The following is a 17,811-nucleotide window of genomic DNA, read 5'->3' as shown; positions in this document are numbered from 1 at the left end:
TCTGGTCCCGTCCGTGGGAACGCCTATAACCGCGGTCACACCGATAGTTAAGGAGCGCTGCCCCATGCCCATCCGCCAAGGCGACACCCTGCCGGACGCCACCCTTCTGCGCATGGGCGACGGACGCCCCGAAGAGGTGCACCTGTCCGAGCGCCTCAAGGGCCGCAAGGTCGTGATCTTCGGCCTGCCCGGCGCCTATACCGGCACCTGCACCACGGCGCATGTCCCGTCTTTCGTCAGGTCCATGGACGACCTGAAGGCCAAGGGCGTGGACGAGGTGATCTGCATCGCCGTCAACGACCCCTTCGTGATGAAGCAATGGGGCGCGGATACCGGTGCGCACGAGGCCGGAATCACCATGCTGGCCGATCCCGCCGCCGAGTTCACCAAGTCAGTCGACATGGCCTTCAACGCACCGCCCGCCGGGTTCTACGACCGATCGAAGCGGTACGCCTTGGTGGCCGAGGACGGCGTGGTGTCGCTGATCCACGAGGACGAGCCCGGCACCTGCAACGCCAGCGGCGGCGCGGCGATCGTGGCCGCGCTCTAGGCTCAGGTGCGAGGCTCGTCGTCCCGCACGTCGGTCTCGTGCGATTTTCCGGTGTGGCCGTGGACCGGCGCCGGGTCTGGCCGCTCCATGAACAGGGTGCGCGTGGGGAACGGGATGTCGATGCCGTTCGCGTCGAAGGCCTCCTTGACCCTGCGCTTCATATCCGCCTGGTAGGCGAAGTAGTCGTCCGCGCTGACCCAGGCGCGGACAAGGAAATCGACCGAGCTTTCGCTCCATGCGTTCACCTGCAGGAACATCTCTTCCGAGGTGTCGGTGCGGGGGTCGGCCTCGATCGTGGCGCGGATGACCCGCTCGGCCTCTGCGAGGTTCGCGCCGTAGCCCACGCCGAAGGTCCACTCCGCGCGGCGCCGGTCGTAGGCCGAGTAGTTGACGATCGTGTTCCCCCACACCTCGGAATTGGGGATGATGATCTGGACGTTGCCGATGCTGGCAAGCTCGGTGAAGTTCAGCGTGACCTCCTTCACGGTGCCCATCTGGCCGTTGATCTCGACGAAATCGCCCTCCTTGATCGGGCGGAAGAAGATGATCATCACTCCCGCCGCCACGTTCGTCAGCGTGCCCTGAAGCGCCAGGCCGATCGCAAGGCCCGCGGCACCGATGGCTGCCACAATCGAGGTCGTCTGGATCCCGAACGTGTTCAGCACGAAGAGGAACGTGAACGCCAGGATCGTGTAGCGGGCGATGTTGCCCAGGAAGTTGAACAGCGTGGTATCGAGCTGCGGCCGCCGTCCGCCGATCCCGCGGATGCGCCGCTTGACCCAGCCGGCGATGGCAAAGCCCAGGATCAGGATGAAGATCGCCGCCAGCACGTCCCCCAGGAACGCCATCAGGAATTCCAGGGTCAGGAGGTCCGCGACCGACTGATCGCCCAACCGGATCGCGGTGATGCTGGTCCAGACGTCTCGGATCATCAAAGGTCGTCCATCTTGCGCGCAAGTTTCACGTCGCGCTCGGTCAGGCCGCCGACATCATGAGAGGTCAGGACGACCTCGACCCGGTTGTAGGTGTTCGACCATTCGGGATGGTGGTTGGCCTTCTCCGACAGGATCGCCACCTGCGTCATCCAGCCGAAGGCGGCCACGAAGCTGTCGAACTTGAAGGACTTGGCGATGGCATCGCGCCCTTCGACCAGGTCCCATCCGCGGGCTTTCAGGGCATCCAGCGCCTCGGTACGGGCCGCGCCATCCAGTTTGTCGCTCATTCGCGCTCTCCTTGCGTCTTTCGGAACGGGCCGTAGCTTGTCAGGATCTCGATCTCTTCGTCCACCGCCTGTCGCTCGGCGGTCAGGAATTCCTCGACCGCGTGGCGGAAACCCGGGTTGGCGATCCAGTGCAGCGAATGGACGGGGTGGGGCAGGTATCCACGCGCCAGCTTGTGCTCGCCCTGCGCGCCAGCCTCGACGCGGGTCAGCCCGTGGGCGAGCCCCCAGTCGATGGCCTGGTAGTAGCACAGCTCGAAATGCAGGAACGGCACGTCGCGGGTGCAGCCCCAGTAGCGCCCATAGAGGCAATCGCGCCCGATGAAGTTTAGGGCGCCCGCGACCGGCTCGCCCCCGTCCAGCGCCAGGAACATCAGGGCATCGTCGCGCAGATGCGCGTGGGCGTCGTGGAAGAACTGACGCGTCAGGTAGGGCGTCCCCCATTTCCGCGCGCCGGTGTCCTGGTAGAAGGTCCAGAAGGCGTCCCAGTGATGCGGCCTCAGGTCGTCGCCGGTCAGGTGGACGAACTCCAGCCCCGCCGCCTGCGCCTGCTGCCGCTCCTTGCGGATGTTCTTGCGCTTGCGCGACGACATCGAGGCGAGGAACCCTTCGAAATCGCCATACCCCTCGTCGAACCAGTGGAACTGCTGGCCGGTGCGGTGGAGCAGGCCCATCTCGGCCCCCTGCTCGGCCTCTTCCCCGGTGCAGAATGTCGCGTGGAGGGACGAGACGTCGTTCTGGTCCGCCACCCGGACGGCGGCCTCGATCAAAGCGGCGCGGCCGATCTCCTCGAAGCCGGGCCTTGTCAGGAGGCGACGGCCAGTCACGGGGGTGAAGGGAACGGCGATCTGCAGCTTGGGATAGTAGCTGCCGCCGGCCCGCTCGAAGGCCTGCGCCCAAGCATGGTCGAAAACGTACTCGCCCTGGCTGTGCCCCTTGGCGTAAAGCGGCGCGCAGGCGACGATCTGACCGTCGATCTCGGCGGTCAGGTAGTGCGGCTCCCACCCCGATCCGCGCCCGACCGAGCCCGAGGTTTCGAGCGCCAGCAGGAAGCGATGCGTGGTAAAGGGATCCGCCGCCCGGCCGTCGGCCGCTTCGGGACAGGCGCAGGCGTCCCAGTCGGCGGGATCGATGCCTGTCAGGCTGGAATGCGAGGAAACGGAGACGCTGGCTTCGGTCATGCGCGTGGAGGTGGCGTCGCGGGTCGGCCTTTCAAGGCGGTGCGTCAGTCCGGCCGGAACCCCTCGAACGTGATCTGGTGGGCAAGCTTCAGCGCCGCCCCTGCATCGACCTTGCTGCGTATGGTCCAGCACAGGATGCTGGCGCCCTCGGCCTTCAGGTCGGCAATGCGCGAGTCTTCAAGGTGCCGATGGTCGTGACTTACGAAGCTGAGCCCCGGCCCCCAATCCGCGATCCGCGCCAACCTGCTGCGCGTCTCGGCCGGTAGGTCGGAACCGTAGTCTTCGGCCGCGCAGGTGGTCAGCCCGCGTGGGGCATTCAGCCCCTCAAGGCCGTGGATGTAGGACGGGTTGAACGACATGACCGCTATCGGTCCAGTGGCAGCGGCGATGGCATGCCCGACGGCGGCAGGAAACCCGTCGCGAGCACCTTGGTCCTTGATCTCGACCAGCACCGGGACGCGCCCACCGATCCGTTCGAGAACGTAAGGAAGCGGCAGGATCGTGTCCGTGCTTCCGTCCAGCGCCACGGTCTCCAGTTCTTGCGCCGTCAGATCGGCCACCGGCCCTCGGCGAGAGGTCAGCCGGTCGAGCATGTCGTCGTGGAAGACGACCGGCACCCCGTCGCGGCTCATCTGAACGTCCAGCTCGATGCCGTAGCCGGCCTCCACGGCGGCGTCGAACGCGGCGGAGGAGTTCTCGATCACCCCGACCGCGCGGTCGTGCAGGCCCCGATGGGCGAACGGGTGGGCCAGAAAAATGGCGGGCAAGCTCATGACAGGCGGAAGATGCCTTCGATCTCGACCATCACGCCAAGAGGCAGGGCCGATGCGCCGACGGCCGAGCGGGTGTGCCGGCCCGCGTCGCCCAGCACCTCCACCAGGAAGTCCGAGGCGCCGTTGATCACCTTGGGCTGGTCTGTGAAGCCCGGCGCCGAAGCGACGAAGCCCGTCAGCTTGACCACCTGCGCCAATCGGTCGAGATCGCCTCCCGTCGCGGCACGAACCTGCGCCAGAAGCGACAGCGCACAACACTTCGCGGCGTCGCGCCCGGTTTCGATGTCTCCGGGCCCACCCAGCGTGCCGGTGATGGGGCCGTCGGGGCCTTGGCTAATCTGGCCCGAGACATAGAGCATGTCGCCCACCTGCAGGTAGGGCACGTAGTTCGCCGCCGGTGAGGGCGCGTCCGGCAAGGTCTCACCCAACTCTGCGAGTCTATCGTCGATCCGTCCCATCTCGTGCCTCCAATGCGCCGTCCGGCGCCACATGACGCGGGGGGCGGCCCTGCGTCAACCTTCCCGGAACGCGCGGTTGAAATAGTCGGCGAGCGGCTTCACCAGGTAGGCGATCGGGGTGCGGTCCTCGGTCCGCAGATACGCCTCGACCGGCATGCCGGGGATCAGCTGCAGACCCGGGGGCAGACGGTCGATCTGGCCGGGATCGAGCACCAGCTCCACCCGATAGAAGGGCTGCCCGCTGGCCTCGTCCGCGAAGCTGTCGGCCGAGACGCGGGTGACGGCGCCGGTCAGTTCGGGCGTGGTGCGCGCATCGAACGAGGAAAAGCGCAGCACGACCGCCTGTCCCACATCCACCTGGTCCACGTGGATCGGTGGAACGCGTGCCTCGATCACCAGGGGGCGGTCCTGCGGCACGACATACAGCAACGGCTCGGCCGCGCGGATCACGGCCTGCGATCCGAACACGGTCAGGTCGTATACCACCCCGCCCACGGGCGCGGTGATCTTCGTCCGTTCGACCTGCGCAGTAAGCGAGGCGACCTGCTCGGCGGTTTCGGCCTCCTTCGGGCGCAGGTCGCGCAGCTCGGTGATCGCCTCTTCGCGGCGACGGACGGTGTAGACCAGCTCCTGGTCCGCGATCTCGGAGATACGCTCGGCCGCTTCGGCGCGCGAGGCGACAACCTCGCCGATCCGGCCGTCGAGCCGCGCCGCCTCGCGCTGCAGGGACAGCACCCGGCTGGCCTGCGCGAGCCCACGATCGAGCAGCACCTGCTGATCGGCAAGCTCTTCGCCCACCAACGCGACCTGCCGTTCCAAGCTGTCCTCCTGCGCAGCCTGGCCCTCGATCTGGCGTTCGATCTGCGCATGGCGGCGGCGTAGTTGAGCAAGCGTCTTTTCCGCCGTCTCGCGTCGTGCCTCGAACAGGTTGCGCTGTCCCTCGACCAGATCGGCGGCCTCGGCGTCTAGGGCGGCCGCCCCGAGGAGGCCGGCGGGGAATTCGACCTGCGGCGTCCCATCCCGCTCGGCCTCCAGCCGGGCGCGGCGTGCGCGCAACTCGAACAGCTGCGCGCGGGCGGCGGTCAGGCGGCCCTGCAGGGTTGTCGGATCGAGCGTCAGAAGGACATCGCCGGCGGCGACCGTGTCGCCCTCGGCGACATGAATCTCCTCGACCACGCCACCATCGGGGTGCTGGACCACCTGGCGGTTCTGCTCGACCTTGATCTGCCCGGCGACGACGACCGCGCCGGCGATCTGGCTGAACGCGGCCCAGGAGCCGAAGCCGCCCACAAGGAACATGAGCGCCAGCAGCCCGATCGCCACGGGACCACGTGCCGACCAGGCGTGAGGCAGGCCGCTCACGATACGCCCCCGACGCTGGTGTGCCCGATCAGCTGCCCGTGGTTCCGGGTGACCTGCCGCAGCACCTCGTCGCGCGTGCCGAAGGCGCGGCGCATCCCGCTTTCCAGCATGACGAGCTTGTCACATAGCTGGATGGCGGCGGGGCGGTGAGCCATGATCACCACGGCGCCGCCCGACGACTTGAGCGTGGCGATGGCCTCGTTCAGCGCCTGGCTCCCCTCGTTGTCGAGATTGGAGTTCGGCTCGTCCAGCACCAGGAGGACCGGCGCGCCAAACATCGCCCGCGCGAGGCCGATGCGCTGGATCTGCCCGCCCGACAGTCGCCCCGCCGCGCTGGATACTTGCGTGTCGTAACCCTGCGGAAGCTTCAGGATCATGTCGTGCGCGGCCGCCTTCTGCGCGGCCGCGACGATCTGCGCGTCGTCGGCGCCGGGACGAAGGCGGGCGATATTCTCGGCGATGGTCCCGTCGAAAAGCTGGACCCGCTGCGGCAGGTAGCCCACATGCTGGCCGAGGACGTCGGGCTCGTACTGGTCCAGCGCGGCGCCACCCAGCCGGACGCGACCCCCGGCGGGAAGCCAGACACCGACGAGCGCGCGGGCCAGCGTGGACTTGCCGGATCCCGAAGGTCCGATCACGCCCACCGCCTCGCCGGGCGCCACGTCGAACGAGACCATGCGCAGCGAAGCCTGGGCCTGCCCGGGCGGGATCACGGTGATCTGGTCGACGGTCAGCCGGGCCTCGGGGCGCGGCAGGGCGGTGCGCGGCGGCTCTTCGGCGACACTTCCCAGAAGCTCGGCCATGCCGCTCCAGCCTTGCCGCGCGCGCTGCAACACCTGCCACTGCCCCAGCGCCAGATCGATCGGGGCAAGCGCGCGGCCCAGCATGATGGACGCAGCGATCATTCCGCCGGCGGTCAACTGTGCTTGCAGGACGAGCCACGCCCCGAGCGCCAGCATCAGGGACTGGAGGAACATCCGGAGCGTCCGGGTCAGGGCCGAGAACCCTCCAGTCGTCTCGCCTGCGCGGACCGCCTGATCCAGTGCGCTCTCGCGGATGCCCTGCCAACGGGTGAAGGCGGAATCCTGCATTCCCAGCGAGCGCACCATCTCGGCCTCGGTCCGGATCTGCTCGGACATTCGCTGCGCGCGGGTCGTGGCCACCATCGAAGCCGCCTGCGACCGCCGCGACAGCCACTGGTTCGCTGCCGCGACCAGCGACAGCGCGACAAGACCGGACAGCGCGAGCCACCCGAGAAGCGGATGGAACACGAAGATCAGGCCGAGGAAAACAGGGGTCCACGGCATGTCGAACAGCGCGGGCACCAGTGGCGAGGCGATGAAGCGGCGCACCGATTCGAGATCGTCGAGATGGTTGCGCGCGCCCTCGTCCGGCGCGCCCGCAGCGTCGCGGACCATGGCCTGGAACACCCGCCGGTCGAGCCGCCCCTGGAACCGGGCACCGATCCGCGACAGGATCCGCCCGCGCGCAAAGTCGAGCACCCCCATCATCGCGAAGAGAAAGGCCATCAGAAGCGTCAGCGCCACCAGCGTCGCCTCGGACCGCGAGCCGAGCACGCGATCATAGACCTGCAGCATGAAGAGCGGCCCGGTCAGCATCAGCAGGTTCACGAAAAGCGAGAACACCCCCACGACCGCGAACAGCCGCCGGCTTTCCGCCCGGACCGCCCGGAGTTCCGCCGCGCCACACCGTATCTGCCCTGGGGTTCGCATAGGCTCCGCAACTTGAGTTCGCCAAGCCGGACGCTACCTGCCAGATGTTCCCGTACCGTTAATGATCTTGCCGTGCACAGGCTCGGACCTGAACAACCGGAGCGACCGCCTTGACCCTTCGCCCTCTGACCGCCCTCGCCCTTCTGATTCCCGTGACGGCCCATGCGCAGGACCACACGTTCGACGGGTTGTGGCGCGCCGACAGCTCGATGGCCTGCATTCAAACGGGCGAGGAAGGCAGCGCGCTGAAGGTCGAGGACGACACGCTCTACGGCGGATCGACCACCTGCGACATGAGCAACCCGGTGGACGTCACCGACATGCAGGCCGTCCTCTACGACATGGCCTGCGAGGATGACGACGACGCATTCGACGGCCGCGCCATGTTCATGAACGCGGCCGACGGGGGCCTCTTGCTCATCTGGGACGGCTTCGCCTTCAAGTACGAGGCCTGCGAAGAGGGCGAGCCGGCGGGTGAAATACCGGCCGCCGCCCTCGCCATCGACGAGGACGACGGCGAGTGATCAGCGCCCCTTGAGCTCTTCGGTCAGGGTGATGCGCTCGTCCGGGTTGCCCAGCCGCGCACGGTAGACCGGCAGCGATTCGGCGACGCGCATGGCGTAGTTGCGGGTCTCGTCGAAGGGGATCATCTCGATCCAGTCGATCACGTCCACATCCGCCTCGCGCGGGTCCCCGCGCGCTTTCATCCATTGCAGCGGCCGCCCCGGCCCGGCGTTGTAACCCGACGAGACAAGCACCGGGTTCTGCCCGAAGCGCCGCTCGAGCCCCGCGAGGTAGGCGGTACCGAGGCGGGCGTTGTAGCTCGGATCCTCGAACAGCCGGTCGCGCGAGTAGCCGATGCCGAGCGAGCGGGTCACGTCCTGCGCCGTGCCCGGCATCAGCTGCATCAGCCCGCCTGCGCCGACATGGGACGAGACCGAGGGATCGAACTCGCTCTCGCGGCGGGCGATGGACAGGGCCAGCGCTTCCGAGACCGGCATGCTCTCCTGCCCCAGGTCCACGACCGGATAATAGGCGCGGGGGATGACGATGCCGTTCTGCGCGGCCCGCTTGGCGACAAGCACCGCGATATGCGGCTCACCCAGCTCGAGGATCAGGTCGCCGAGCGTCGCGGCCTCTTCGACGTCGAGCGATTCCACCAGGTGGGCGAAGAACTGCTCGGCCATGTCACGCTCGCCCGCCGCTTGCAGCAAGAGCGCCGCCTCCAGCACCGAGGACGTGCGGAAGCTGGCCTCGGACAGGGGCATCGATGGCCCCGCATCGATCAAGGCCGGGTCGACCGGAGCGCCGATCTTTTCGGCAGCCAGGAGGCCGTAGAAGCTGGTCTGGTGCTTCGCACCTTCTTCATAGGCGACCTGCGCTTCCTCGGCCTGGCCGAGCGCTTCGTGAGCCCGGCCGATCCAGTACCATGCCCGCCCCAGCGAGATCGGCGTGAACACCGCGTCGTTCTGGTTCTGGAAATGCGCCAGCGCATCTTCGGGGCGGTCGAGCCGCGTGAGGGCGAGGTAGCCGGCGAGCCATTCTAGGTCCGCGAAATCGGATCCTTCGACCAGCCCGTTCGAAGCCGCAAGCGCGTAGGCGCGGCGGTCCTCGCCCTCGCGCATCAGGTCGCGGACCATGTCGCGCCGGGCCCGCGCCCAGGCCTCGGGATCGCCGAGGTTGTCGGGCGATTGCTGAAGCGTCAGCCGCTCGGCGGCACTGGTGCGCCCCCCGGCAATGTGCTGGCGGAATTCCCGATAAGCGAGGCCGGGATCGGCCCGCAGTGCCTCGGGCAGGCTTTCGGCAAGTGCCGACGGATCGGCACCCCCGAGCGCGCGCGACCGCGCCCTGACCAACGCCCCCGCATTGCCGTCGAGCCGATCGGCCGACCGTGTCAGGGCGCGGCTTTCGCCCATCCAGAACATGCGGTCGGCCCGTTCCTCTTCGAGCGGTTCGAGCATGTCGGGATAATACGACAGCAGCGCCCGCTCGGCACCCTCGGTCATCGACCGGGTGGTCCAGGCCAGCGCTGTCTCGGCCTGCGCGTCGGCGTCGCGATCCAGTGCGCGATAGGCGTTGACCAGCGCGACGGTGCCGCGGCCGGTTGCAGGGGTGGTGTCGCCGAAGAAGCGCAGCACGTCCTCGGCCTGCTCGGGGCCTGCGGGCGTTTCGGGAAGGTACTGTTCGGCCTGGGCGCGCAGACGGGCGAGGCCCGGCCAGTCGGGTCGCCGTTCGAGGAAGGCGAGCGCGGAGGCGAAGTCTCCGAAGCCGTCGCGCAGATACATCCACTCGATGATATCGGCGGAAACGGGTCCGGCACGCTCGGCCGCGGCACCGGCAGAGAGCCACTGGCCCGCGCGGGCACGTTCGATGGCCTCGGCAATGCCGACATCGAAACCGGGCGCATCGGGCGGGGCCTCCTGCGCGACGACAGGGGAGGCAAAGGCGAACAGGGTCACGATAAGAAGATGGCGCATGATCCCCCAGATAAGGCACGCGGCTGTTCTGGCCAATTCACGACCTTGGCAACCGCGGGTGCGCCGCATAGGGTCCCACCCGCCGGTACCCCGGCCAGCCATGAAGGAGCCAGACATGTTCAAAGGGTCGATCGTCGCATTGGTCACGCCGTTCAAGGACGGCAAGCTGGACCTCGACGCCCTGAAACGGCTGGTCGAATGGCATGTCGAGGAAGGCACGAGCGGCATCGTCCCCGTCGGCACCACCGGCGAGACGCCGACCCTGTCCCATGTCGAACACGAGACCGTCGTGGCCGAGGTCGTCAAGACCGCAGCCGGGCGCGTGAAGGTCATCGCGGGCGCTGGTTCGAACAGCACCGACGAGGCGATCCAGCTTGTCCGCCACGCGCAGGAGGTCGGTGCGGACGGCGCGCTGGTCGTGACGCCTTACTACAACAAGCCGACGCAGGCCGGCCTCTACGCCCATTTCGAGGCGGTGCATAACGCCACCGACATCCCGATCATCATCTACAACATCCCCGGCCGCTCGGTCGTGGACATGACGCCCGCGACCATGGGCGAGCTTGCCAAGCTTCCCCGGATCGTCGGCGTGAAGGACTCGACGGGCGACATCGTCCGCGTCAGCGAACAGCGCATGACCTGCGGTCGCGACTTCATCCAGCTGTCGGGCGAGGATCCCTCGGCGCTCGGTTTCAACGCGCATGGCGGTGTCGGCTGCATCAGCGTGACCGCCAACGTCGCCCCCCGCCTCTGCGCCGAGTTCCAGCAGGCGATGGCGGATGGCGACTGGGCGAAGGCGCTCGACTACCAGGACCTACTGCTGCCGCTGCACACCGCCGTCTTCACCGAACCCGGCCTCGTCGGCGCGAAATACGGCCTGTCGCTGCTGGGGCGCTGCACCGAAGATGTGCGCCTGCCCCTCGTCGGGATGACCGAGGGCACCAAGCTGATGATGAAGAGCGCGATGGAGAACGCGGGCGTCCTGGGCAGCTGACGCAATCCTCCACTGGCCCCGCGACTGCGCAGGCCGGTGGACACCTCGCGCAGCCGCGCCTATCTGGACGCCATGGCCAAACCAAAGGACAACCCGAACTACAAGGTGATCGCCGAGAACCGGCGTGCGCGGTACGACTACGCGATCGAGGACGATCTCGAATGCGGGATCCAGCTCTACGGATCCGAGGTGAAGTCGCTGCGCACCGGCCAGTCGAACATCGCCGAAAGCTACGCCACCGTCGATGGCGGCGAGCTGTGGCTCGTGAACGCCTATATCGCTCCCTACGATCAGGCCATGTTCGGGCATGAGGACCGGCGCCGTCGCAAGCTGCTGGTCAACAGGAAAGAGCTGGCGAACCTGTGGTCCGAGACGCAGCGCAAGGGCATGACGCTCGTGCCGCTGGTGCTGTACTTCAACCACCGGGGCATGGCGAAGCTGAAGATCGGGATTGCCAAGGGCAAGAAGGCCCCCGACAAGCGCGAGACGGCGGCGAAACGCGACTGGCAGCGCCAGAAGCAGCGCCTCTTGAAGGAACACGGCTGATCCGATTCTTGCGCCGCGGCGGGACGTGGCGGCGGGATCATGCCCTGGAACCCCCGCAGGACTAGGTATCATTGCGTTTCGCGCGGCTCCGTCTTGCGTGGGCGGCGGCGCTTGGCTACGCCCTGCGGAACGTGAACCGCTCCGAAGGCCGGCCCCATGACCGACGACCCGAAGACCCTCGTATCGACCGATTGGCTCGCCCGGCATCTCGGCGATCCCGATCTGCGGCTCATCGACGCCTCGTGGCACATGCCCGACGCGAATCGCGATCCGCGCGCCGAGTACGAGGCCGCGCACATCCCCGGCGCGCGCTTCTTCGACCTGGACGAGATCAGCGACCAGCGCCTGGACCTGCCGCACATGGCGCCCCCGCCCGAGAAGTTCATCAGCCGGATGCGCGCCATGGGAATCGGCGACGGCCACCAGGTCGTGGTCTATGATGGCAAGGGCATCTTCTCGGCCGCGCGCATGTGGTGGCTGTTCAAGCTTATGGGCAAGAAGGACGTCGCCGTTCTGGATGGTGGTCTTCCCAAGTGGCAGGCCGAGGGCCGCGAGATCGAGGACCTGCCCCCCGTCATCCGCGACCGGCACATGACGGTGTCGCGCCGCAACGATCTGGTGCGCGACGTGACGCAGACGGCCGAGGCCTCGAAGCTGGGCACGCCGCAGATCCTCGACGCCCGCGCCGCGTCTCGCTTCCGGGGTGACGAACCCGAACCGCGCGAGGGGTTGCGGGCGGGGCACATCCCGGGATCGAGGAACCTGCCGTTCACGCAGCTTCTGAACGCCGACGGCACGATGAAGGGCCGCGACGGCCTGAAGGCGGCGTTCGAGGGGGCGGGCATCGACCTGTCGAAGCCCGTCATCACCACCTGCGGCTCTGGCGTGACCGCCGCGATCCTGGCCCTTGGGCTGGCGCGGATCGGTCACGACGACTGGTCGCTTTACGATGGCTCATGGACCGAGTGGGGCGCCTATCGCGACCTGCCGGTCGCAACGGGAGACGCCTGAATGCTCGGGAACCTGAAGGACCAACCGGCGGACAAGATCCTCATGCTCATGGCGAGCTACCGCGAGGACCCGCGCGACGACAAGATCGACCTCGGCGTCGGCGTCTACAAGGACCCGGACGGCAACACGCCGATCATGTCGGCGGTGAAAAAGGCCGAAGAGCGTCTGCTGAAGTCCGAAACCACCAAGAGCTATACCGCGCTGTCGGGCGACCCGGCCTATGCGCAGGCGATGCGCGAGCTGGTCTTCGGCGAGACCGGCGCGGCCGACCGCGTGGCCGCCATCGCGACGCCGGGTGGCACCGGCGCGTTCCGGCAGGGCGTGGACCTGATTCGCATGGCGAACCCCGGCGCGACCATCTGGGTCAGCGCACCGACATGGCCGAACCACCTGTCGATCCTCAAGACGACCGGCACGCCCTTCGTCGAGTATCGCTATTTCGACGCCACCACGGGCGGAGTCGATTTTGACGGCATGGTCGCCGACCTGAACAGCGCGAAGGAAGGTGACGTGGTGCTGCTGCACGGCTGCTGCCACAACCCGACCGGCGCGAACCTGACGGCCGACCAATGGCATCGGGTGGCCGAGATCCTGCTCGAACGGAAGCTCGTCCCCATGGTCGACCTTGCCTATCAAGGCTTCGGCGACGGGTTGGACGACGACGCGCAAGGCACCCGCATCCTCGCCGAGACGCAGCCCGAGCTGCTCGTCGGTGCCTCCTGCTCGAAGAACTTCGGGATCTATCGCGAGCGCGCGGGGATCCTGTTCGCCATCGGCGATGCGTCGGACACCAAGACGGTGCAGGGCAACCTCAACCACCTAAACCGGCAGAACTACTCGTTCCCGCCGGATCACGGGCCCCGCATCGTCACGACGATCCTGAACGACCCCCAACTCCGCGCCGAATGGCAGGCCGAGCTGGAAGAGATGCGCTCGGGAATGCTCGCCCTGCGCAAGCACTTGGCCGACGAGTTGCGCCAGCGGCTGAACGACGACCGGTTCGACTTCATCGCGCGGCACCGGGGCATGTTCTCGCGTCTCGGAGTCGATGCCGACAAGGTCGAGGCGATGCGCCGTGACCACGGCATCTACATGGTGGGCGACAGCCGCCTGAACATCGCGGGCCTCAACGCCCGGACCGTGCCGATCCTGGCCGAGGCGATCGCCAAGACCTGCGCCTGATCAGCGAACACGCTTCCGAACACGAAAAGGCCCGGGCGATCTTGCCCGGGCCTTTCCTTTTGCAATCCGGCGGAAGGGGAGGAGACCTCCGCCGGGTCGCAATCCTCAAGCCTTGGAGAACTCGGGATAGGCCTCCATCCCCAGCTCGGCCACGTCGAGACCCGTGATCTCGGCCTCTTCCGAAACCCGGATACCGCCGGCCGCCTTCAGGATCAGCCACACGATCATGCTGACGACGAAGACGAAGATGCCGACTGCCGCGACGCCGATGAACTGCGTCACGAAGCTGGTGCCGTCATTCGACAGCGGGACCGCCAGCGTGCCCCAGATGCCGGCGAAGAGGTGCACCGGGATGGCGCCGACCACGTCGTCGATCTTCATCCGGTCAAGCATCGGAACCGCAAGGACCACGATCACGCCACCGATGGCACCGATCAGGGTCGCACCGCCCAGCGTGGGCATCAAGGGCTCGGCCGTGATCGAGACGAGGCCCGCCAGAGCGCCGTTCAGCACCATGGTCAGGTCCGGCTTCTTGTACATCACCTGCGTCAGGATCAGCGCGGCGATGGCACCACCCGCCGCAGCGGCATTCGTGTTGGCGAAGATGCGGCCCACGTCGGTGATGTCGCCCACGGTGCCCGCGGCAAGCTGCGAGCCGCCGTTGAACCCGAACCAGCCGAGCCACAGGATGAACGTGCCCAGCGTCGCCAGCGCCAGGTTCGAACCCGGCATGGGATTGGTGCGACCATCACGGTACTTGCCGATCCGGGGGCCGAGGACGATGGCACCGGCCAACGCGGCGAAGCCACCCGCAGCATGCACCAGGGTCGAGCCGGCGAAGTCCGAGAAGCCGATCTCCGACAACCAGCCGCCGCCCCACTGCCAGGACGCCTCGATCGGGTAGATGAAGCCGGTCAGGATCACGACGAAGAACAGGAAGGGCCACAGCTTGATGCGCTCGGCCAAGGTGCCCGAGACGATCGACGCGGTGGTGGCGCAGAACATCAGCTGGAAGAAGAAGTCCGACGCGACCGAGGCATAGTCCAACGATGCGGCACCTGCGGAAAGGCCTACGGGCTCAAGCGCGGTGGGTGCGAAAAGGGTGCCAACCCAGCCCGAAACGATCCATCCGTCGCCCGGATACATCAGATTGAACCCGATCAGCCAGTACATCACCGCGGCGATGGAAAAGAGCGCGATGTTCTTCATCAGCTGCATGGTGACGTTCTTGGACCGGACAAGCCCGGCTTCGAGCATGGCGAACCCGGCCGCCATCCAGAAGACCAGGAAGCCGCCGATCAGGAACAGCAGCGTGGTCATGAGGTAGGGGCCGATCTCGTCGAAGGTCGGCGCGACCTCGACCGCTTCGGCAGCCTCCTGCGCGACGGCGGCGACCGGCAGGAAAGCCAGGGCAGCCGTTGTGAGAATGCGGTTCATACGTGTCATCTTTCTTGCGATGTCCTTCGGCTTCTGGCTTCAGATGGCGTCTGCGTCGGTTTCGCCCGTGCGCACGCGCGTCGCGCTCGCGACGTCGAGGACGAACACCTTGCCGTCGCCGATCTTGTCGGTCTTGGCGGTCTTCACGATCGTCTCGACGACCTGGTCGGCCATGTCCGACGTCACCACGATCTCGAGCTTGATCTTGGGCACGAAATTCACGGCATATTCCGCGCCGCGGTAGATTTCGGTGTGTCCCGACTGAGAGCCGAAGCCCTTGATCTCGGTCACCATCATGCCGCGCACGCCGATGGAGGTGAGCGCCTCGCGCACCTCCTCGAGCTTGAACGGCTTGATCGCTGCGATGATGAGTTTCACGTTCCTGTCACCCCTTGTCGCGTCTTGTTACGGCCGCCCGAACAGCGGGCCTTGGCAGCGAGGAACCCGCCTGCGCGCGGCGTTCACAAGTTCAGCCGTTCCGAAACGGGGGGCAAAAACACGGCAGTTGCACAATTTATGCGCAAATGGACGCCTGCGCCCGATAAATAGGCAACCATGAGTCTGACAAACGCGCGACCGCAGGTTCTCTGTCGCATCGCAAGCCTGTATGATCCGCTGCAGAGCAGAACGAACACCAAGGGGCCGCTGGCCATGGCACGAACCCCGCTGACCGCGTCCAGACGATCGACACCGAAAAAGAAGACCAACGGACGCACGTCGAAGCCGAAAAGCGCGAACACCCGCGCGCGCAGACGCACCGCCCCCCGCGGACCGATCGGGTGGCTGTTGTGGCCGTTCCGGCTGGTCTTCAGGATCGTCTTCCGCCTCGCATGGCGCGGCGCGCTGGTGATGGCGCTGATCCTGGGGCTGGGCGTGGGCTACGTCTATACGACCCTGCCGCCCCCCCAGGCGATTCTCGACGGCCGCTCGCAAGGATCGGTCACGCTCCTTGACCGCTACGGCGAGATCTTCGCGTGGCGCGGCGAGCAGTTCGGCGGCCAGATCACCACCGCCACCGTCTCGCCCTACCTGCGCGACGCCATCGTCGCGACCGAGGACCGCCGCTTCCGGATGCATCCGGGCGTCGATCCGGTGGGCATCGCCTCGGCGGTAAAGATCAACTTGCAGGAAGGGCGCGGCCCGCTGTCGGGCCATGGCGGATCAACCATTACGCAGCAGACGGCCAAGCTTCTGTGCCTCGGCACGCCCTACGATCCCGACGTGTGGGAGAACGAGACCGCCTACGAGTCCGACTGCCGCGAGACGACCCTGTGGCGCAAGATCAAGGAAGGCGTCTACGCGCTGGCCATGGAGGCCAAGTACTCCAAGGACGAGATCCTCACGATCTACATGAACCGCGCCTTCCTCGGTGCCGGTTCGCGCGGGTTCGAGGCCGCCGCGCAGCGCTATTTCGGCAAGTCCGCGAACGAGGTCGACCCGGCCGAGGCCGCCATGCTCGCCGGCCTTCTCGTCGCGCCCACCCGCTACGCCCCGACCGCCGACCTCGAGCGCAGCCGCAACCGCGCCGCGACAGTCATCAACCTGATGGAGCAGCAGAACTACCTGACCGCCGCCGAGGCGCAGTTCGCCCGCGACAACCCGGCTGAACTGTCGGCCGCCGCCGAAGCCCGCGCCGGCGGCTACTTCGCCGACTGGGTGATGAGCGCCGCGCCCGACTTCCTGTCGCGCAAGACGACCGAGGACGTCATCATGCGCACCACCTTCGATTCGCGCATCCAGACGGCGGCCGAAAACGCGCTGAGCTACGTGTTCGAAAACAAGGTCGCCCCCGATTCGCAGGCGCAGGCGGCCATCGTGGTCATGTCGGCGGACGGCGCGGTGCGCGCCATGGTCGGCGGGCGCAAGTTCAAGGGCGTCGCGGGCCAGTTCAACCGGGCGATCATGGCCAAGCGGCAGACGGGCTCGGCCTTCAAGCCCTTCGTCTTCGCCACCGCGCTGGAACTGGGCTACTCACCGAACGACACGGTGACGGACGAGCCGCTGACGATGAACATCCCCGGCTCGGGCACCTGGTCCCCCGAGAATTACGACCGGCGCTTTCGCGGGCCGGTCACGCTGACCGAAGCGTTGCAGAACTCGCTCAACATTCCGACGGTGAAGGTCAGCGAAGCGGTCGGCAGGGACAACGTGCGCCGCGTCGCCGCGGATTTCGGGATCGACAGCGACCTCGCCGCCGGTCCGTCCCTGGCGCTCGGCGTGTCGGAATCGACCTTGATCGAGATGACCGGTGCCTATGCCGGCATCCTCAACGGCGGCACCTCGGTCGAGCCCTACGGGATCCGGGACCTGCGCCTGCAGGGTGAGGGCGAGGTGCTTCTGGGCCAGGAAGGCGGGCTGGGCGAACGGGTGATCAGTCAGGAGGCGGCGGAAGAGCTGGTCTACATGATGAACAAGGTGATCGAGGGCGGCACCGGATCGCGTGCCGACCTGGGTGCACGCCCCGCGGCGGGCAAGACCGGCACGACCCAGGCCGCCCGCGATGCCTGGTTCCTGGGCTTCACCGCGGAATACGTCACCGGCGTCTGGATGGGCTACGACGACAACACCCCCCTGACCGGCGTGACCGGCGGCGGACTCCCGGCCGACATCTGGCGCGAGACGATGGTGCGGGTCCATGAAGGGCTGCCCGTGGAACAGTTGCCGATGCGCGACCCCGCCCCGGCCCAGCAGGTTGCGCAGCCCGAAGCCACCCCTGCACCCCAATACGAAGGCGGAGCCGAGATCGCCCGATCCGAGAACGACCGCCTGATCGGGCCGGCGCCGCAGACACAGCAGCCGGCGAGACCGGCAAACGTGGCCGAGCAGATCATCAACGACGTGCTCAGCATCTTCGGCAACTGACCGCGAAGCGCGCACTCTGCCGTGAT

Annotated in this window: 17 protein-coding genes; 7 read left to right on the top strand and 10 right to left on the bottom strand. The window is 67.3% G+C overall.

Annotated elements, in window-relative coordinates; all coding sequences use genetic code 11:
• The first annotated feature begins 64 nt into the window (after nucleotides 1-64).
• Nucleotides 65-550, top strand: a complete 486-nt coding sequence (locus PAM7066_RS11910; RefSeq protein WP_085854396.1) for a peroxiredoxin — start codon at nucleotides 65-67, stop codon at nucleotides 548-550.
• A gap of 2 nt (nucleotides 551-552) precedes the next feature.
• Here PAM7066_RS11910 and PAM7066_RS11905 read toward each other — a convergent pair whose 3' ends face one another.
• Genes PAM7066_RS11905 through PAM7066_RS11875 form a run of 7 tightly spaced genes read right to left on the bottom strand, consistent with a single transcriptional unit; the run spans nucleotide 553 to nucleotide 7,276 of the window.
• Complete coding sequence (locus PAM7066_RS11905; RefSeq protein ID WP_085854395.1) at nucleotides 553-1,482, bottom strand: mechanosensitive ion channel family protein; 930 nt, start codon at nucleotides 1,480-1,482, stop codon at nucleotides 553-555.
• Nucleotides 1,482-1,772, bottom strand: a complete 291-nt coding sequence (locus PAM7066_RS11900; RefSeq protein WP_085854394.1) for a 4a-hydroxytetrahydrobiopterin dehydratase — start codon at nucleotides 1,770-1,772, stop codon at nucleotides 1,482-1,484. The genes PAM7066_RS11905 and PAM7066_RS11900 overlap by 1 nt, the downstream gene beginning before the upstream one ends.
• Complete coding sequence (locus PAM7066_RS11895; RefSeq protein ID WP_085854393.1) at nucleotides 1,769-2,950, bottom strand: GNAT family N-acetyltransferase; 1,182 nt, start codon at nucleotides 2,948-2,950, stop codon at nucleotides 1,769-1,771. The genes PAM7066_RS11900 and PAM7066_RS11895 overlap by 4 nt, the downstream gene beginning before the upstream one ends.
• Nucleotides 2,951-2,994: 44 nt before the next feature.
• Nucleotides 2,995-3,723 carry a glycerophosphodiester phosphodiesterase family protein gene (locus PAM7066_RS11890; protein WP_085854391.1) on the bottom strand — a complete coding sequence of 243 codons (729 nt, stop codon included), beginning with the start codon at nucleotides 3,721-3,723 and terminating at the stop codon, nucleotides 2,995-2,997.
• A complete protein-coding gene (locus PAM7066_RS11885) occupies nucleotides 3,720-4,181 on the bottom strand; it encodes a RidA family protein (RefSeq protein ID WP_085854389.1) in 462 nt (153 codons plus the stop codon). Before PAM7066_RS11885 ends, PAM7066_RS11890 begins: the two co-directional genes overlap by 4 nt.
• Nucleotides 4,182-4,235: 54 nt before the next feature.
• On the bottom strand, nucleotides 4,236-5,543 hold the full coding sequence (locus PAM7066_RS11880) for an HlyD family type I secretion periplasmic adaptor subunit (RefSeq protein ID WP_276326078.1): 1,308 nt from the start codon (nucleotides 5,541-5,543) through the stop codon (nucleotides 4,236-4,238).
• Nucleotides 5,540-7,276: a type I secretion system permease/ATPase gene (locus tag PAM7066_RS11875; protein ID WP_085854388.1), complete on the bottom strand. Its 1,737-nt coding sequence runs from the start codon at nucleotides 7,274-7,276 to the stop codon at nucleotides 5,540-5,542. Before PAM7066_RS11875 ends, PAM7066_RS11880 begins: the two co-directional genes overlap by 4 nt.
• A 110-nt stretch (nucleotides 7,277-7,386) precedes the next feature.
• On the opposite strand from PAM7066_RS11875, the gene PAM7066_RS11870 reads away from it, so the two are divergent.
• Nucleotides 7,387-7,800, top strand: coding sequence for a hypothetical protein (locus tag PAM7066_RS11870; RefSeq protein WP_085854387.1), 414 nt, complete (start codon nucleotides 7,387-7,389; stop codon nucleotides 7,798-7,800).
• On the opposite strand, the gene PAM7066_RS11865 is transcribed toward PAM7066_RS11870, so the two are convergent.
• Nucleotides 7,801-9,753, bottom strand: coding sequence for a lytic transglycosylase domain-containing protein (locus PAM7066_RS11865; protein WP_085854386.1), 1,953 nt, complete (start codon nucleotides 9,751-9,753; stop codon nucleotides 7,801-7,803). It lies immediately after the preceding gene.
• A gap of 115 nt (nucleotides 9,754-9,868) precedes the next feature.
• Here PAM7066_RS11865 and dapA point away from each other — a divergent pair, with 115 nt between their 5' ends.
• From dapA to PAM7066_RS11845, 4 genes are all read left to right on the top strand, one after another.
• The gene (gene dapA, locus PAM7066_RS11860) at nucleotides 9,869-10,747 is read left to right on the top strand and encodes a 4-hydroxy-tetrahydrodipicolinate synthase (RefSeq protein ID WP_085854385.1); all 879 of its coding nucleotides are present in this window, start codon (nucleotides 9,869-9,871) and stop codon (nucleotides 10,745-10,747) included.
• 72 nt (nucleotides 10,748-10,819) lie between these two features.
• Nucleotides 10,820-11,293: an SsrA-binding protein SmpB gene (smpB, locus tag PAM7066_RS11855; RefSeq protein WP_085854478.1), complete on the top strand. Its 474-nt coding sequence runs from the start codon at nucleotides 10,820-10,822 to the stop codon at nucleotides 11,291-11,293.
• Nucleotides 11,294-11,449: 156 nt separating this feature from the next.
• Nucleotides 11,450-12,304, top strand: coding sequence for a 3-mercaptopyruvate sulfurtransferase (sseA, locus tag PAM7066_RS11850; RefSeq protein ID WP_085854384.1), 855 nt, complete (start codon nucleotides 11,450-11,452; stop codon nucleotides 12,302-12,304).
• The gene (locus PAM7066_RS11845; protein ID WP_085854383.1) at nucleotides 12,305-13,486 is read left to right on the top strand and encodes an amino acid aminotransferase; all 1,182 of its coding nucleotides are present in this window, start codon (nucleotides 12,305-12,307) and stop codon (nucleotides 13,484-13,486) included.
• Nucleotides 13,487-13,591: 105 nt separating this feature from the next.
• Here PAM7066_RS11845 and PAM7066_RS11840 read toward each other — a convergent pair whose 3' ends face one another.
• Nucleotides 13,592-14,923: an ammonium transporter AmtB gene (locus PAM7066_RS11840; protein ID WP_370738092.1), complete on the bottom strand. Its 1,332-nt coding sequence runs from the start codon at nucleotides 14,921-14,923 to the stop codon at nucleotides 13,592-13,594.
• Between the two features lie 39 nt (nucleotides 14,924-14,962).
• Complete coding sequence (locus PAM7066_RS11835) at nucleotides 14,963-15,301, bottom strand: P-II family nitrogen regulator (protein WP_085854381.1); 339 nt, start codon at nucleotides 15,299-15,301, stop codon at nucleotides 14,963-14,965.
• A 273-nt stretch (nucleotides 15,302-15,574) separates the two neighbouring features.
• Here PAM7066_RS11835 and PAM7066_RS11830 point away from each other — a divergent pair, with 273 nt between their 5' ends.
• Nucleotides 15,575-17,785, top strand: coding sequence for a transglycosylase domain-containing protein (locus tag PAM7066_RS11830; protein WP_085854380.1), 2,211 nt, complete (start codon nucleotides 15,575-15,577; stop codon nucleotides 17,783-17,785).
• The last annotated feature ends 26 nt before the right edge of the window (nucleotides 17,786-17,811 follow it).

It is taken from the genome of Palleronia marisminoris (assembly GCF_900172315.1).
GTDB classification, from domain to species: Bacteria; Pseudomonadota; Alphaproteobacteria; order Rhodobacterales; family Rhodobacteraceae; genus Palleronia; species Palleronia marisminoris.
The sequence above is the reverse complement of the archived record's forward strand: the minus strand, read 5'-3'. Positions and strand labels throughout refer to the sequence as shown.

Bases quoted from the DNA above. Each gene is read 5' to 3' on its own strand.
- PAM7066_RS11910 (WP_085854396.1), top strand. From the start codon at position 65: ATGCCCATCCGCCAAGGCGACACCCTGCCGGACGCCACCCTTCTGCGC.
- PAM7066_RS11905 (WP_085854395.1), bottom strand. From the start codon at position 1,482: ATGATCCGAGACGTCTGGACCAGCATCACCGCGATCCGGTTGGGCGAT.
- PAM7066_RS11900 (WP_085854394.1), bottom strand. From the start codon at position 1,772: ATGAGCGACAAACTGGATGGCGCGGCCCGTACCGAGGCGCTGGATGCC.
- PAM7066_RS11895 (WP_085854393.1), bottom strand. From the start codon at position 2,950: ATGACCGAAGCCAGCGTCTCCGTTTCCTCGCATTCCAGCCTGACAGGC.
- PAM7066_RS11890 (WP_085854391.1), bottom strand. From the start codon at position 3,723: ATGAGCTTGCCCGCCATTTTTCTGGCCCACCCGTTCGCCCATCGGGGC.
- PAM7066_RS11885 (WP_085854389.1), bottom strand. From the start codon at position 4,181: ATGGGACGGATCGACGATAGACTCGCAGAGTTGGGTGAGACCTTGCCG.
- PAM7066_RS11875 (WP_085854388.1), bottom strand. From the start codon at position 7,276: ATGCGAACCCCAGGGCAGATACGGTGTGGCGCGGCGGAACTCCGGGCG.
- PAM7066_RS11865 (WP_085854386.1), bottom strand. From the start codon at position 9,753: ATGCGCCATCTTCTTATCGTGACCCTGTTCGCCTTTGCCTCCCCTGTC.
- dapA (WP_085854385.1), top strand. From the start codon at position 9,869: ATGTTCAAAGGGTCGATCGTCGCATTGGTCACGCCGTTCAAGGACGGC.
- smpB (WP_085854478.1), top strand. From the start codon at position 10,820: ATGGCCAAACCAAAGGACAACCCGAACTACAAGGTGATCGCCGAGAAC.
- sseA (WP_085854384.1), top strand. From the start codon at position 11,450: ATGACCGACGACCCGAAGACCCTCGTATCGACCGATTGGCTCGCCCGG.
- PAM7066_RS11845 (WP_085854383.1), top strand. From the start codon at position 12,305: ATGCTCGGGAACCTGAAGGACCAACCGGCGGACAAGATCCTCATGCTC.
- PAM7066_RS11840 (WP_370738092.1), bottom strand. From the start codon at position 14,923: ATGAACCGCATTCTCACAACGGCTGCCCTGGCTTTCCTGCCGGTCGCC.
- PAM7066_RS11830 (WP_085854380.1), top strand. From the start codon at position 15,575: ATGGCACGAACCCCGCTGACCGCGTCCAGACGATCGACACCGAAAAAG.